The organism is Acetobacter tropicalis, from assembly GCF_030644465.1.
Lineage (GTDB): Bacteria > Pseudomonadota > Alphaproteobacteria > Acetobacterales > Acetobacteraceae > Acetobacter > Acetobacter tropicalis.
On the sequence record NZ_JAUYUW010000001.1, the window covers coordinates 811180 to 826224 of the forward strand.

Sequence of the window (15045 nt, forward strand, 5' to 3'; positions counted from 1 at the left end):
CCTGCATGTTACGATTGAGCCTGTGGTTGCCATCATACAACCCCGGCCTCTGCATGCCAGATTAGCCCATGAAGAAGAGGCGTGCCTATCACGTCACGCAAAAAAGCTGCCTCCCCCGCAAGCACCAAAGCCGCAAGGAAAAGGCAGCGTCATGGAAAGCTCCTGAAAAGGGCCGCAGGAGCCCCTGTAGAAACCTGCACTGTCACAACAGCAGGGTCTAACAGTTACCCGGAAGCCGCTTTATCACTTCTGAGGCTGTGTTTCCGTATGAGGAGGCGTGGGTTTCTGGCGGCTATATTTGCCACCCTGATACTTGCCGGGCTGGTAAGCATGAGGTGGCGTAATGGATTCCTTGGTGGTTGGCGTGGAATCGGCTGGCCTGTCATTCGGCGGAGGCTGCGTGCCCGGTTGCTCGGCCTGCGTGCGCGGGTTGGTCCATAGCTTTTTGGATGGATCAATCCGTTTACCGTCTTTGTCCTGTGCCGCAGGTGGTGATTTACCAACCTGAGCGGCCGCGGAATCTGCCGTAGGGGGTTTGCCACTGTCATCCTGTGCCAGAGCAAAGGCCGGAGCCGCAACAAGTGTGGCTCCCAGCAGAAGCGAATAGAAGCGGATAGCCATGATGTGTCTCTCTGTGTTCTGTTATAATAGAGAAGCCTCATCACCTAACTAACCAGTTTTGCAGAAGTTCCTTTCAAAGACGTTTTATCTTGCAAGCAGTCTTTGCAAATGTCCCACGTCCCTGTCCGCGCGGGGCAACACTGCTCTCACGTTCTGCCATGGCTTGAAACGGAACCTTTCCGCGCGCCAGCTACCCCTCCCTGCGCCACATCCAACAGCGTGCACAACCGGCGCAAACCGGACGCACAAGGTTCCATCCATTGCCCATCAAGCAGAGATACCACACGCACCCCCAGGCTGTTGACAAGATAAAGGGCCTTTGCCTGTTGCAGACGAGATAAATCCACACTTTCTTCTGTCATCACACCAGCGCGCAACAGCACGCTCCGCGCGATGCCCGGCAATGCGCCTTCCGCCACCGAGGGCGTGATAAACCGCTCCTCTTCCTGAACCACAACAGTGCTGACAGTTGTTTCCGCCACACGCCCCTGCACGTTCAGCAGCAAGGCGTCCTCATACCCTGCACGCACAGCTTCCTGCCGTGCCAGAATATTGGGCAGATAATTCAGACTTTTGATACGGCTCAACGGAGATTGCTCATCCCGCCGCACCAACCGGCTTGTCATGACCGAGACTGATGCCACACGCGCTGTACCTGCCGCAACGGTCATGAAAACAGTCGGCCGAACATCCTGCGGTGGGGCAAGGCCACGCGGCCCTACGCCCCGTGTCACCGTAAGGCGCGCTGAGCCGTTTTGCAGCCCTGTTGCCGCCAGAAGCGCTTTTGCCGCCTGCGCTACCTCCTCGCCTGAAGGGACGGGCAGAGCCAGCACGGCACTTCCCCCCTGCAAACGCTGCATGTGCTTATCCAGATGCAGAAGGTTTCCGTTCTTGACACGTATTGTTTCAAACAGGCCGTCTCCCAGCGTCAGCCCTCTGTCCGCCAGACTCACATGGGCCTGCGCGGCCACACACACCTGCCCGTTCAGCCAGACAAACGTCATGCCGCACCACCAAACAAGGAAAAGAAGGGAGCCAACTTCAAACGCATTTCCTCATATTCCTTTTCAGGATCGGAAAGAATGGTAATCCCTCCACCCGATGCCAGCATCAGGCGGTCTGCCACGCGCGTAACCGTGCGGATAATGACGGAACTTTCCATCCTGCCCTCCACCCCGATGCAGAACACGCTACCGCAATATGCTCCGCGTGGAGAGGCTTCCAGTTCTTCTATAATTTCCATGGCTCTATGTTTGGGCGCGCCGGTCACAGACCCCGGCGGCAGGGTGGCTTGCAGCAGATCAAACACGTCCCGCCCTGCGGCCAACTCCCCTCGCACTTCAGACACCAGATGATGCACATGGGCAAAGCGTTCCACCGCCAGAAACTCCGGCACGCTCATGCTCCCTACCCGCGCCACCCGCCCGATATCATGACGCATCAGATCCACAATCATCAGGTTCTCAGCACGTTCTTTTTCATCCAGAGCCAGAGCGGCGGCAAAAGCGCTGTCCTCCTCTGGCGTGCGCCCGCGTGGGGCTGTACCCTTGATGGGACGGGACGTGACGCCCCGTTGCGCATTCACCTGCAAAAACTGTTCAGGCGATGTGGAATGCAGCGCATAGCCACCCCCGCACCCAAGATACGCCCCAAAAGGCGCCGGAGCATGCTGACGCAGCGCCAGATAAAGCGCCACATTTGAAAAATCTTCAGGAAAATGGCTGCTATATCGGCCCGTGATGTTCACCTGAAAAATATCACCCGCCGCAATATAATCCCGCGCCCGCGCCACCGCCGCGCAATAGAACTCTCGTGGCTGATCCGGCACAAACGTGACGGCTGGCAGCGGCGCACAGGCAGCAGAAACCGCAGGCAGAGCATGCCAGGCTGTTACATGCGCCTGCCATGGTTCGGAGGCTGGAACGCCTTCCGTTTCATTGGTGAATAACCCGGTAATAAAGGCACGTTTTTCAAGACGGTCCCACAGAAACGCGTGATCATAAAACCCGGCGGCAAAATCCGGTTCATCTGAAACACGATGGTCCACCCTGATCTGTTCCAGAACCTGCCCTAGCCCATAGCCTGCAAAACCAATCCATCCCCCATGAAACGGCAGGGCATAAGTGCCCGTTTCGTTGTCCACCCGTATGGCGGCAGGCATGATACGCCTCAGCCGGGCGAAGAGATCGGAGGGTGTAAAGGGAACGGCAGGTTCGGCATCCTGAATAATCAGACCGTTTTTCACGCTCAGAACATGGCGTGGCGCCGTGCAGAAAATCTGCCAGCGACTTCTATCCACCACCGGACCGCCGCTATCCAGAAACGCGCACCATGGAGCCTCTCCCCATGCGGCAAAAACCGTTTCCGGCTCCCGCCATGGCACTTCACGCGCCCACACACGCACGCTCTTCATGCTCCCTTCGGGCTCCTGTGCGGAAAACCATAAAAAGCGCCTGAGGAGGAGATCAACGCCCGGTCCTCTCTGCCGCAGGCTTACTGTCTTTCACGCCTGTTCTCTTACCTGAAAAGCGTGGTGCATTCGCCCAATACGCCGCGCTATAAACAGAGAGCCCCGACCCCATTTTTCTGTCTGGCGTCACACCTGCTCGACACGGGAAATGCCCGGCAGTGTCTTCAGTTTTTGGCCAAGCAGAGGAGTTACGCGGTAGCCACCTTTCAAGCGCACTTCCACATCACAGGTTTCATCCAGCCCCGGCATCAACACAATGCGACCGGGGCCGCCGCGCTGTTCGTTCAGCAGGGCGCTCAGTTGGGCCAGCGCATCTTCCCGCTCCACCCACACGCGCATTTCGCTCGCACCCTGTGCCGCGGCCTGCTCCAGCTCCATAATATCACTGGCCGTAATGCGCAGGGCTTCGCCTTCCAGTTTCAGGTCCGCTTTGACCAGAACCGCTGTGCCCGGCACCAGACTTTCCCGCACCCGACTGAGCACTTCAGAAAACACGGTCACTTCACACCCGCCGGAAGCATCAGACAGGCGCACCCATGCCATCTTGTTGCCCGTGCGGGTTGGGCGTTCTTTCTTGTCCACCACACATCCGGCAATGCTGACACGCCCTACCCCGGCCTCCGCAGCAGACAGAAGAGCTGACGATTTTGTTGCCCCCAACCGGCGCAGAACCGGGCCATAGGCGTCTAGCGGGTGGGCCGTCATGTGAAAGCCAATGGCTTCTGCTTCCATGGCCAGCCGTTCAAACTCCGGCCAGTCGGAACCATCCACCATGCGCAGGGGCTCCACATCCCCACCACCGCCAAACAGGCCAATCTGGCCGGACGCCGCTTCCTGCGCCTGACTTTGCGCCCGCCGCAAAATGGTATCAGCAGAGCGGTACACACGCGCCCGGTTTTTATCCAGACACTCAAAGGCCCCCGCTTTGGCCAGATTTTCCATCTGCATGCGGTTGATCTGCTTCGGGTCCACCCGTGTGGCAAAATCCGTTATGTCCTTAAACGGTTTGTTGCCCCGTGCGGCAACAAGCGCCTCCATGGCGCTGAACCCTACCTTCTTGATAGCTGCCAGCGCGTAGCGAATACCGTTGGTACCATCAGGCAATGTCTCAACCGAGAAATCGGCTTCCGATTTATTAACATCCGGCGGCAACACCTTGATGCCCATACGCTCGGCTTCCTGCCGCAGGGCCGCAAGTTTTTCCGTGCGTTCCCGCGCAAGGGACATACAGCCCGCAAGGAAGGCAACAGGATGGTTAGCCTTCATCCACGCTGTTTGGTAGGAAACAAGTGCGTATGCTGCCGCGTGAGATTTATTAAAGCCGTAGTCAGCAAATTTTGCCATGAGGTCAAACACCTCAACGGCTTTGTCACGATCAATGCCGCGTTTTACGGCTCCTTCTGTAAAGATCTCGCGCTGCGTATCCATTTCCGCACGGATTTTCTTACCCATGGCACGGCGCAGAAGGTCAGCGCCGCCAAGGCTGTAGCCCGCCATTTTCTGGGCAATCTGCATCACCTGTTCCTGATAGACCATAATGCCGTAGGTCTCTTCAAGAATATCGCGGATTTCCTCGTGCGGGGGCTCCCACGCCTCCCCATGTTTCCGGCGGCAGTAATCGGGAATGTTCGCCATCGGCCCCGGACGATACAGCGCCACGGCGGCAATCAGATCTTCCAGCCGGGTAGGACGCATCTGTTTGAGAACGTCGCGCATACCCGCGCCTTCAAACTGGAACACGCCTGCGGTGTCACCCTTGCTGAGCATTTCATACGTTGCAGGGTCATTCAGCGGAATGCGGCTGAGATCAACCTCAATGCCCATTTTCTTGAGGAAACCAACGCCCCTTTGCAAAATGGTCAGGGTTGTCAGGCCCAGAAAGTCGAACTTGACCAGCCCGGCCTGTTCAACAAACTTCATGTTGTACTGGGTGACCAGCATGTCACTCTTCGGGTCTCGGTAGAGTGGCACCAGTTCAACCAGTGGGCGGTCACCAATCACAACACCTGCGGCATGTGTACTGGCGTGGCGGAAAAGCCCTTCAATCTGCTGGCCAATTTCCAGAAGCCTGCGCAGGGATTCATCGCTTTCACGCATCTCCTGCAATTTGGGCTCGCCCGCTATGGCTTCCTTCAAGGTAACAGGTTTGGCGGGGTTGTTGGGGATCAGTTCCGCAACGCGGTTGACCATGCCATAAGGCAGCCCCAGTACACGCCCCACGTCACGCACCGCAGCACGGGCCTGCAGTTTTCCGAACGTGATAATCTGCGCCACACGGTCCGCCCCGTATTCACGCCGCACATAGGCTATCACCTCGTCTCGCCGGTCCTGACAGAAGTCGATATCAAAGTCAGGCATGGACACACGTTCAGGATTCAGAAACCGTTCGAACAGCAGATTGAACGGCAGCGGATCAATATCTGTGATGGTCAACGCCCATGCGGCCAGAGAACCTGCACCCGACCCACGCCCCGGCCCCACCGGGATATCATGCGCCTTCCCCCACTGGATGAAGTCCGCAACGATCATGAAGTAACCGGGGAAGCCCATCTTGGAGATAATATCCAGCTCAAATGCCAGACGATCGCTATATTTCTTGCGGGTTTCCTCATCCACGTTCATGCCCGCAAGGCGTTTTTCCAACCCTTCCCACGCCATGGCGCGCAGGGTTTCATCTTCTGTGGCCCCTTCACGCACCTTGGGGCAGATGGGCAGCAGCGGCTTGCGCGTTTCCACCTTCACGGCGCAGCGGCGGGCAATTTCCAGCGTGTTGTCACAGGCATCCGGCAGATCGGCAAACAGTTCCCGCATGACGGCAGGCGGCTTGAACCAGTGTTCCGGCGTCACGCGCCAACGATCACGCTCGGCCATGGTGCGGCCCTGCGCAATACAGATCAGCGCATCATGGGCTTCATACATTTCAGGCTTGGGGAAGAAACATTCATTAGTCGCCACCAGCGGCAGGCCAAACTGATTGGCCAGAGCCAGAACGCCGGGCTCCACGGCCTTTTCAATAGCAAGATTGTGGCGGTGCAGTTCCACAATCAGCCGATCATCAAACGCTTCATGCATCTGCGCCAGCCAGCGTTCGGCCTCTTCCTTCTGCCCTTCCGCCAGCATCTGGAACAGCGGGCCGCGTGTGCCGCCGGTAAACAGCATCAGCCCTTCCGATTTCTCGAACAGCGTTTTCAACTGCACAGTCGGATCAGACGGATCAGATTCCTTGAACCCTTCAGAGGAGAGAAACTGAAGGTTGGTCAGCCCCACCTCGTTCTGGGCCAGAAGCACAATGGGTTCCGCCGGGCTGCCGGGTTTGTCATTCCGGGATGGCAGACCAACCTGACAGCCAATAATGGGCTGTATGCCGGATTTGGTGCAGTACTGCGAGAATTCCAACGCCCCGAACAGATTGCCCGAATCCGTAATGGCCACGGCGGGCATCTGCATGTCTTTCGCCATCCCCGCCAGTTCTGGCACACGAATGGCCCCCTGACTGAGGGAGTAAGCGGAATGAACACGGAGATGGACAAAATCAGCGTAAGACATCCTTTGATCCTACCACAGCCCGCCCGAAATCTCACCTCTTGCAGGCCCCTATTTGGCACCCCATGCGCCCTCTTTTTTATGCGTGCGGAAACCGCGCGGAAGGGAAGATACCTACGCCCTTCCCCATGCGCTTCTCCTCCGCGCCCAATGTCGCCCTCCTACAGCCCTCCGTGACCGCGCGGGCTGACACAGCGGCCACAGAAAACAGAGTGCTCCCACTTTCTTCCGCCCTTGCAAGCTCTGCGGAGCAGCCATTCATCAGGCTCAAAAACCCGTGTGTTACGCTGCCCTGCCCTTGCCATGGCACGCCCCCTCCCCAAGGGTATGGGCTTACAAAAACGTGACGGAGTACAAAAACGTGCAATATCGTCAGCTAGGCCGTTCCGGTCTGCTTGTGTCCGCCTTCACACTGGGAACCATGACCTTTGGCGGCAAAGGGGCCTTCGCCAAGACCGGCAACACCGATGTAAAAGGTGCCTCGCGCCAGATTGACCAATGTCTGGATGCCGGGATCAACATGTTTGATACGGCGGACATCTATTCCTCGGGCGAATCAGAAACCATTCTGGGGCAGGCGCTCAAGGGCCGCACCAAGGAAGCGCTGGTAACCACCAAGGCCCGCTTCCGCACCGATGATGGACCAAATGGAGAGGGTTCTTCCCGCTATCATCTGATTGCCGCCTGTGAAGCCAGCCTGAAACGGCTGGGGCGTGATCACATTGATCTCTATTACCTGCATGAGTGGGATGGCATCACCCCGCTGGACGAGACGCTGGAAGCGCTGGATACGCTGACAAAAGCAGGCAAGATCCGCTACGCTGGTGTTTCAAACTTCTCCGGCTGGCATCTGATGAAGGCGCTCTCCATTGCTGAGCAGAACCGCCTGATCGCCCCGGTGGCCCAGCAGATTCACTATACCTTGCAAGCGCGTGAAGCAGAGTATGAACTGCTGCCCATAGCGGTGGATAAATCCATTGGCGTGCAGGTCTGGAGCCCGCTGGCCGGGGGGCTTCTCTCGGGCAAATATCGGCGCAACAAGCCCATGCCAGAAGGGCGGCAGCTTGAAAACTGGGGCGAACCCCCGGTGCATGACAAGGAAAAGCTGTTTGATATTGTAGAAGTGCTGGTGGCTGTGGGGGAAGAACTGGGCGTCTCCGCCGCGCAGGTGGCACTGGCCTGGACCATGCATCGCCCAGCCATAACATCCGTGGTTATTGGTGCCCGCACGGATGAACAGCTTGCAGATAACCTGAAAGCTGCCAGCCTCACGCTTTCTGAAGATCAGATCAAGCGGCTGGATGAGGCCAGCAAACCGCCGCTGCTTTATCCTTACTGGCATCAGGCCAGCACTGCCACTGCCCGCCTGAGCCCTGCCGACCGCCTGCTTCTGGCACCTTTTACAAAAAAGCAGTAAAATAAAAGCATTCCGGGCAAGCACGGGGCATGGGATAACGCCACCCAGCCCCGTAGCGGCCCTTTTCTTTTGCTTATCAGGACACACAATGAAGCTTGTTAGAACAAGGCAGGAACTGGCTGAGAGTGTCACGGAGTGGCAGCGCGCGGGGGAGACCATTGGCGTAGTTCCCACCATGGGCTCTCTCCATGCAGGCCATCTTGCCTTGGTTACAGCGCTGGATGGCAAGGCCACCCGACGTATTGTGACCATTTTTGTTAACCCTATCCAGTTCAACAACCCGGATGATTTTCACCTCTACCCCCGTGGGCTGGAAGCAGATGCCGCGTTACTGGAAAAAACCGGACGGGTAGATATTCTGTACGCGCCGGATGAAACACAGATTTACGCTCCCGGCTTTTCAACCCGCGTTATTGTCTCCGGGCTAGACGCCATGCTGTGCGGGAATGATCGCCCCGGCCATTTTAACGGCGTGGCCACAATTGTAACAAAGCTATTCATGCAAACCCGTGCAGATATTGCCGTTTTTGGTGAAAAAGATTTCCAGCAACTGTGCATTGTGCGTCGCCTGGTGCAGGATCTGGATCTGCCGGTTTCCATTTTGCCGGTACCCACCGTGCGTGAGGCAGACCAGCTTGCCCTGTCCTCCCGCAACCGGAGGCTGAGCCATACGCAGCGGGACCGCGCCGCCCACCTGCCCGCCAGCCTGCAAACATGTATTGCAGAACTGAAGGCAGGGAAAAATTTGGAAGCTTGCCTGAAAACATGCTGGCATGATCTGGAAGAAGCCGGGTTCACGGTGCATTACCTTGAACTGCGCTCAGAAAAAAACCTCCAGCTCACCCAGCCATCAGACCCCACAGCCCGCCTGTTTGTGGCGGCAAGCCTTGGCGATGTCCGGCTGATTGATAACATGCCCCTGTGCTGAGCCAATTCTGCTCCAGACACCCCCAACCCCACCAAGAAAGCCCTTATTCATGACCATTACACGCCTTGAGCCCGAAGAACGCCTGACGGGTGCCGTTATTTACAACGGCCTTGTGCATCTGGCCGGGCAGGTAGCGGATGATGCCTCGCTGGATGCCGAGGGCCAGATGGCCGATATTCTGCGGCAGGTGGATGCCCTGCTGGCCAAGGCTGGCACGGATAAAAGCCGCCTGCTTTCTGTTCAGATCTTTCTGGCTGACATGAGCGATATGGCCGCTATGAACCGCGCCTGGGATGCGTGGCTGGACCGCAATAACAAACCGACCCGCGCAACTGTGGAAGCCAAACTGGCCAACCCCGCATGGCGCGTGGAACTGACAGGCATCGCCGCCCTGCGCTGAGTAGCAGGACCGAAAGGAGGCGGCTTTTCTGAAAGCTGCCTCCGCCCCACGCAACCGCAACCGCAACCGCAACCGCAACCGCAACCGCAACCGCAACCGCAACCGCAACCGCAACCGCAACCGCAACCGCAACCGCAACCGCAACCGCAACCGCAACCGCAACCGCAACCGCAACCGCAACCGCAACCGCAACCGCAACAAAGCGGCGGCATTATCGGCCCACATGCAAGCATAATTTTATGCTAGACAAGGCAGTACGTTTAAATTGTCAGGGGAAAATCTGGCTGGCTCCCGAAGTAGGACTCGAACCTACGACCCAGCGATTAACAGTCGCTTGCTCTACCAACTGAGCTATTCGGGATCAGCGAGGCACCGTATAACCGGGTTCCCGGCGGGTCGTAAAGCCCCTTTTTCCATTTTTTTTCATTTCCGGTTTCCCTTGCAGGACGACACCCGGAAAAACACGGTGTAGGAAGGACTTCATGAGCACAAACGGACCTTCTTCCAGCCCGGTTTTCCGCCGCCGTATTCTGTTTACCAGCCTTGCGGGGTTGGCCATGGCAGGCGGTGTGGGCGGTTATGAACTCCACCGCGCCCACCGGCCTCCGCACAAGCAGCCAGATGGCCGTTACAGAAAGCTCACCATTGCATGGCCCCACGCCACCACGGCCCCGGTGCTGGCCGTGGCGTATCAGAAAGACTTTTTTGCCCGTTACAGTCTGGAACTGGAAACTGCCGGAGATTTTCTGGATGGTTCTGAAGCGCTGGATGCGCTGGCACATGGCAAGGCAGCCTATGCCGTTGCCCCGGCGCTGACATGGCTACCCCGGCTGCACGCGGGGCTGCAAGCCAGCCTTGTGCTGGGCATTCAACCCGGCGTGTTCCGCCTTCTGGTGCGCCGCGGTTCTGGCGTGACCCGGCTGGATCATCTCCTTAACCGCCCCGTAGGCGTGCCAGACCTGAATGCCGCGGATAAACTGTTCTTTGCCATCATGATGCGCCGCAAGGGCATTAACGCCATGGCTGGCGTGAACTGGAAAACCCTGCCCGCTGAAGAACTTCTGGGTGCTGTCCAACGCAAGGAACTGGATGCCGTTGTAGCGCATGATCCGCTGGCATGGCAGCTCCTTAATCAGAGCGATGGCCTGTTTGCCGAACTGGTTAGCAGCAACAGCGGTCATTATGCGGACCGTACCAACCTGATTTTAGGCGTGAGCGCCAGCGCTTTTGAAGAAGACCCGGATGCCGCAACCGCCCTCACCCTCGCCCTGCGCGATGCTGCAAAGTGGACCAACACCCATCGGAGCGAGGCCGCCACCCTGATTGCGGATGATACCCCCACTATGACCCCTGACAACGTGCTGGCCATGCTGAACAGTGAGCCAACAATCCGCCCCGTGACCGGCCACGCCCTACGCGAACAGATGGCCCAGTATTGTGATGAACTCCAGCTAATCTCCCTTTTGCCCGAAGCGGAAAGTGCGGCTGATCTGGCAAAAAGCTACACGCGCAACGTACTGCGCGGGTAAAGCTCTGGCCGGGCCGGTGTTTGCGCTACTGCGCTTGTTTTATCTCGATTGATGAGGCAGCCGTCCTTTTGCGATTACGGGGCAAGCGCAGTTCGCTAGCCAGTACGCCCGCCACAATCAGCCCTGCCCCCACAAGAGCAGAGGCCGGCAGAACCTCTCCCGCCATGCGCCCTACCAACCCTGCCCATACGGGTTCACCCGCATAGATCACGGTTGCTCTGGTCGGGGAGACGGTTTTCTGCGCCCAGTTCATGGCAAACTGGATAATGGCTGTCATGGCTCCCAGCCCGACCGCAGCACTTACCCAAACCCAGGAAAAGGCAGGCACGGCCTCACCCGCAAACGGCATGGCACAAAAAGCCAGCATCCCCGCCACCAGAAGCTGCACCATGGTCACCCGGCGGCTATCCACGCCCGGCGCAAAGCGGCTGATCAGAATAATTTCCACGGCAATGGCCAATGCACACAACAGCGTGGAGATTTCTCCGGCACTGAACTGTAGGCCGGTGGCGGCATTCGGCCCTGTCAGCAGCACAAGCCCCACAAAGGCGCAGGCCACGCCAACCCAACTCATGGCATGGGGCCTGCGGCGCAGGACCGCCCATTGCAGAAACGGAACCATTGGCACATACAATGCCGTAATAAAGGCGGACTGGCTGCTGGGAATGGTTTTCAACCCCAGAGTTTGCAGACTGTAGCCAAGAAACACCGCCACCCCGATACAGGCCCCGGCCTTGACCTCATGCCGCCGGAACCCGCCCAGCGATTTATGGAACAGCACCACGGACATGATACCCGCCGTTATGAACCTTACCCCTACGAAAAAAAGCGGGCCGGTATGGCGCATGGTATTATGAATGATGAGGAACGTTGCCCCCCACAACATGGTAATGCCAATCAAAATCATCTCCTGACGGGAGAGCATCTTGACTGGCGACACAGAGGTGGGATGAATCCGGTTCATAGTTTGCAGCATATATGGGCACTATAATGCACAATCAAGCCCCGCGTTCTGATGTTCTTGCCCATGTGGGAACCAATCTTCGCCGCCTACGCAAAGAAGCTGGCTTAAGTCAGGAAGCTTTAGCCGTGGCTTCCGGCATCAGCCGCCGCATGATTGTGAATCTGGAAACCGGCAACGCCAATATCAGCCTGGGCACGCTGGACCGCCTGGCGGAAGCCCTGAACACGTCCTTCCTGAAACTGGTCAGCAACCCCGAGCGTGAAATCCGGCGGCTGGAGGAAGTGATGTGGCGTGGCGTAGGACCACAGAGTCAGGCCACATTGCTGGGGGCTGCCCCTGCCCGGCATGATACCCAACTCTGGCTGTGGTCTCTGGAAGTAGGCGAGCGCTACACGGCTGATCCGGACCCGGAAGGCTGGCATGAAATGATTTTTGTGCTGCAAGGCACATTGCGGCTGGATTTTGACACGGAAAGCCAGATTGTGCCCGCCAATGACTTCACCATTTATAGCAGCGCTCAGAACTACGCCTACCAGAACGTAGGGGATGGCGTTTTACGCTTTATCCGGTCTGTGTCGTCCTGAAAGAGCATCTGGCGCGCCAACACCAGAAAGAACAAACGGTTTAACGCAAAACGGCTCGCGTCCTACAACTTCCTTTAGTGCAGATCGTCCACAAACCGGGCAATGCGGGTGCAGGCGTCTTTCAGGTCTTCATCACGGGTGGCGCAGGAAAGGCGCAGATAGGGAGACAGCCCGAACGCTGAACCCGGAACCGTGGCCACATGCGCTTCTTCCAGCAAAGCCACTGCAAAATCATGGTCGGTTTCAAGCCGGGTTCCGCCTGCTGTTGTGCGGCCAAGGCAACCCGCCACACCCGGATAGGCATAAAACGCCCCTTCCGGCATGGCGCAGGTCAAGCCGGGCACAGCACGTAAAGCCTCGACCACCATCTTACGGCGGCGGCTGTATGTTTCGGCCATGGTACGCACCAGATCAGCCGGACCATCCAGCGCGGCGGCAGCGGCGGCCTGAGCAATGGTGCAGATGCCAGAGGTAGCGTTTCCCTGTACGGCCCGCATGGTGGCAATCAGATCTTTCGGGCCACCGGCAAACCCTACGCGCCAGCCGGTCATGGCATAGGCTTTGGAGACACCATTCAACGTGATGATGCGGTCTTTCAGATCGGACGCTACGGCCGCAATCGATGCTGACTGCACGCCATCAAAAACCAGATGTTCATAGATCTCATCAGACAGAATCCATACATCCGGGTATTGCCGCAGCACCTCTGCCACGGCGTGCAGATCAGCCTGTTCACACACCGCGCCGGTAGGGTTGTTGGGGAAGTTCAGCACCACCCAGCGCGTGCGGGGGGTCATGGCCGCAGCCAGCGCCTCGGCTTTCAGGCGAAAGCCGTCTTCTTCCCGACAGGGCGCATAGACCGGCACACCACCAAACATGCGGGCAATAAGCGGGTAACTCACCCAATAAGGGGCGGGCACCACCACTTCATCCCCATCATTCAGGGTGGCCATGAAGGCGTTGAAAATAACCTGTTTGCCACCGTTGGAGACCATGATCTCGTCCGGGGCATAGTCCAGCCCGTTCTCGCGGCTGAACTTGCGGGCAACTGCCGCCTTCAGCGCCGGGGTGCCATCAACTGGCGGATATTTGGTCTGCCCGGCCAGCGCTGCCTGATGCGCAGCCTCCACCACGGCGGCTGGCGTGGGAAAATCCGGTTCCCCCAACGCCAGAGAAATCACCTGTTTGCCTTCTGCCCGCAGGGCACGGGCGCGCCGCGCCATTTCAATGGTGGCAGGCGCGGGCAGCCCTTGCATCCGGCGGGCAAAAGAGCGGACCATGCTTACACAAGCCCCGCGCAGAAACGCTGGATGCGCGCGCAGGCTTCCCGCAGGCTTTCCGTATCCGTGGCATAGGAAATCCGCATATGGCCCGGATACATGAAGGCGGAGCCATGCACAGCAGCCACACCTTCTTCTTCCAGCAGAGCCGTTACGAACGCTTCATCCGTATCCAGCTTGTGGCCACCGGCAGAGGTCTTGCCCAAACAGCCTTCCAGAGACGGAAACACGTAAAACGCGCCTTCCGGCTTGTCACACTGCAAGCCTTTTGCCTGATTGAGCATGGACACCACCAGATCACGCCGGCCCTGATAGGTTGTCACCATCTCGCCAATAAAGTTCTGCGGGCCGGTCAGCGCTTCAACCGCAGCGGCCTGTGCAATGGAGCACGCGTTGGAGGTGGACTGCCCCTGCAGCTTGTTCATGGCCTTGGTCATTTCCACTGGCGCGCCAGAGAACCCAATGCGCCAGCCGGTCATGGCATAGGCCTTTGAAACACCGTTCATGGTCACGGTGCGAGCACGCAGGCGGGGTTCCACTTCCACAAACGTGGCGGGGCGGAAACCATCGTACGCCAGCTTGGCGTAAATATCGTCCGTAAAGACCCACACATGCGGGTGGCGCAGCAGCACATCACACAGCGGCCGCAGGTCTTCAGCGGAATAAGCTGCCCCCGTGGGGTTGCATGGGGAGTTCAGGAAGAACCATTTGGTGCGCGGCGTAATGGCGGCTTCCAGTTCCTCAGCGGTCAGCTTGAAGCCGTTTTCACGCTTGCAGGGCACAATCACCGGCACGCCTTCCGCCAGCGTGACAATATCAGGGTAGGACACCCAGCACGGAGCCGGAATAATGGCTTCATCCCCAGGGTTCAGGGAGGCCATCATGGCGTTGTAGATCACCTGCTTGCCGCCGGTGGAAACAATCACTTCCTCGGGCGTGTAATCCAGCCCGCTATCCATGCGGAAGCGTTCCGCCACGGCCTTGCGCAGTTCGGGGGTGCCCGCAACATCGGTGTAGCGGGTTTTGCCGTCTTCAATCGCCTTCATGGCGGCGCGGGCAATATTGTCCGGGGTGCGGAAATCCGGCTCTCCGGCTGAAAGGCTGATAATATCCCGACCTTCCGCCTTCAGCGCGCGGGCCTTGGTCGAAATAACAATCGTCTGACTGGGGCTGATCCTGTTCAGACGGTCAGCGACAATGCTCATGATTTCCACACTTCCTGACTCAATTTTTCATTCTCGCCGCCTCAGGCGGCCGAAGCATAATGGGAGATGATTCCAAAAATCCCGCTTCGCGCGGCACAGTAATG

12 protein-coding genes and 1 tRNA gene are annotated in these 15045 nt (G+C 58.2%); 5 read left to right on the plus strand and 8 right to left on the minus strand.

Translation table 11 applies throughout. The features are described 5' to 3' along the window. Window positions 1–243 precede the first annotated feature (243 nt). The 4 genes from QWU00_RS03585 to dnaE form a co-directional block, all read right to left on the minus strand. Window positions 244–621, minus strand: a complete 378-nt coding sequence (locus tag QWU00_RS03585) for a hypothetical protein (RefSeq protein WP_052051376.1) — start codon at window positions 619–621, stop codon at window positions 244–246. Window positions 622–767: 146 nt separating this feature from the next. Further along, window positions 768–1625: an aminotransferase class IV gene (locus QWU00_RS03590; protein WP_052051377.1), complete on the minus strand. Its 858-nt coding sequence runs from the start codon at window positions 1623–1625 to the stop codon at window positions 768–770. Further along, a complete protein-coding gene (locus tag QWU00_RS03595; RefSeq protein ID WP_035380483.1) occupies window positions 1622–3034 on the minus strand; it encodes an anthranilate synthase component I family protein in 1413 nt (470 codons plus the stop codon). Before QWU00_RS03595 ends, QWU00_RS03590 begins: the two co-directional genes overlap by 4 nt. A 183-nt stretch (window positions 3035–3217) precedes the next feature. Then, window positions 3218–6637, minus strand: coding sequence for a DNA polymerase III subunit alpha (dnaE, locus tag QWU00_RS03600; protein WP_006558746.1), 3420 nt, complete (start codon window positions 6635–6637; stop codon window positions 3218–3220). Between the two features lie 358 nt (window positions 6638–6995). Between dnaE and QWU00_RS03605 the strand changes: the two genes are divergently transcribed. The 3 genes from QWU00_RS03605 to QWU00_RS03615 all read left to right on the plus strand — a co-directional run bounded on the left by QWU00_RS03605 (window position 6996) and on the right by QWU00_RS03615 (window position 9379). Continuing rightward, window positions 6996–8051 carry an aldo/keto reductase gene (locus QWU00_RS03605; protein ID WP_035380540.1) on the plus strand — a complete coding sequence of 352 codons (1056 nt, stop codon included), beginning with the start codon at window positions 6996–6998 and terminating at the stop codon, window positions 8049–8051. A gap of 88 nt (window positions 8052–8139) precedes the next feature. Next, window positions 8140–8979: a pantoate--beta-alanine ligase gene (gene panC, locus QWU00_RS03610; RefSeq protein WP_035380485.1), complete on the plus strand. Its 840-nt coding sequence runs from the start codon at window positions 8140–8142 to the stop codon at window positions 8977–8979. A gap of 49 nt (window positions 8980–9028) precedes the next feature. Beyond that, window positions 9029–9379 carry a RidA family protein gene (locus tag QWU00_RS03615; protein ID WP_035380486.1) on the plus strand — a complete coding sequence of 117 codons (351 nt, stop codon included), beginning with the start codon at window positions 9029–9031 and terminating at the stop codon, window positions 9377–9379. 285 nt (window positions 9380–9664) lie between these two features. On the opposite strand, the gene QWU00_RS03620 is transcribed toward QWU00_RS03615, so the two are convergent. After that, a tRNA-Asn gene (locus QWU00_RS03620) sits at window positions 9665–9740 on the minus strand. A 121-nt stretch (window positions 9741–9861) separates the two neighbouring features. Here QWU00_RS03620 and QWU00_RS03625 point away from each other — a divergent pair. Beyond that, window positions 9862–10908: an ABC transporter substrate-binding protein gene (locus QWU00_RS03625; protein WP_035380488.1), complete on the plus strand. Its 1047-nt coding sequence runs from the start codon at window positions 9862–9864 to the stop codon at window positions 10906–10908. Window positions 10909–10933: 25 nt separating this feature from the next. On the opposite strand, the gene QWU00_RS03630 is transcribed toward QWU00_RS03625, so the two are convergent. After that, window positions 10934–11833 carry a DMT family transporter gene (locus QWU00_RS03630; RefSeq protein ID WP_035380542.1) on the minus strand — a complete coding sequence of 300 codons (900 nt, stop codon included), beginning with the start codon at window positions 11831–11833 and terminating at the stop codon, window positions 10934–10936. A 65-nt stretch (window positions 11834–11898) separates the two neighbouring features. Between QWU00_RS03630 and QWU00_RS03635 the strand changes: the two genes are divergently transcribed. Continuing rightward, window positions 11899–12456, plus strand: a complete 558-nt coding sequence (locus QWU00_RS03635) for a helix-turn-helix domain-containing protein (RefSeq protein ID WP_197056321.1) — start codon at window positions 11899–11901, stop codon at window positions 12454–12456. 74 nt (window positions 12457–12530) lie between these two features. Here the strand turns inward: QWU00_RS03635 and QWU00_RS03640 are convergent, their stop codons facing one another. Beyond that, a complete protein-coding gene (locus QWU00_RS03640; RefSeq protein WP_035380497.1) occupies window positions 12531–13736 on the minus strand; it encodes a pyridoxal phosphate-dependent aminotransferase in 1206 nt (401 codons plus the stop codon). Window positions 13737–13738: 2 nt separating this feature from the next. Beyond that, window positions 13739–14941 carry a pyridoxal phosphate-dependent aminotransferase gene (locus tag QWU00_RS03645; protein WP_035380499.1) on the minus strand — a complete coding sequence of 401 codons (1203 nt, stop codon included), beginning with the start codon at window positions 14939–14941 and terminating at the stop codon, window positions 13739–13741. Between the last annotated feature and the right edge of the window lie 104 nt (window positions 14942–15045).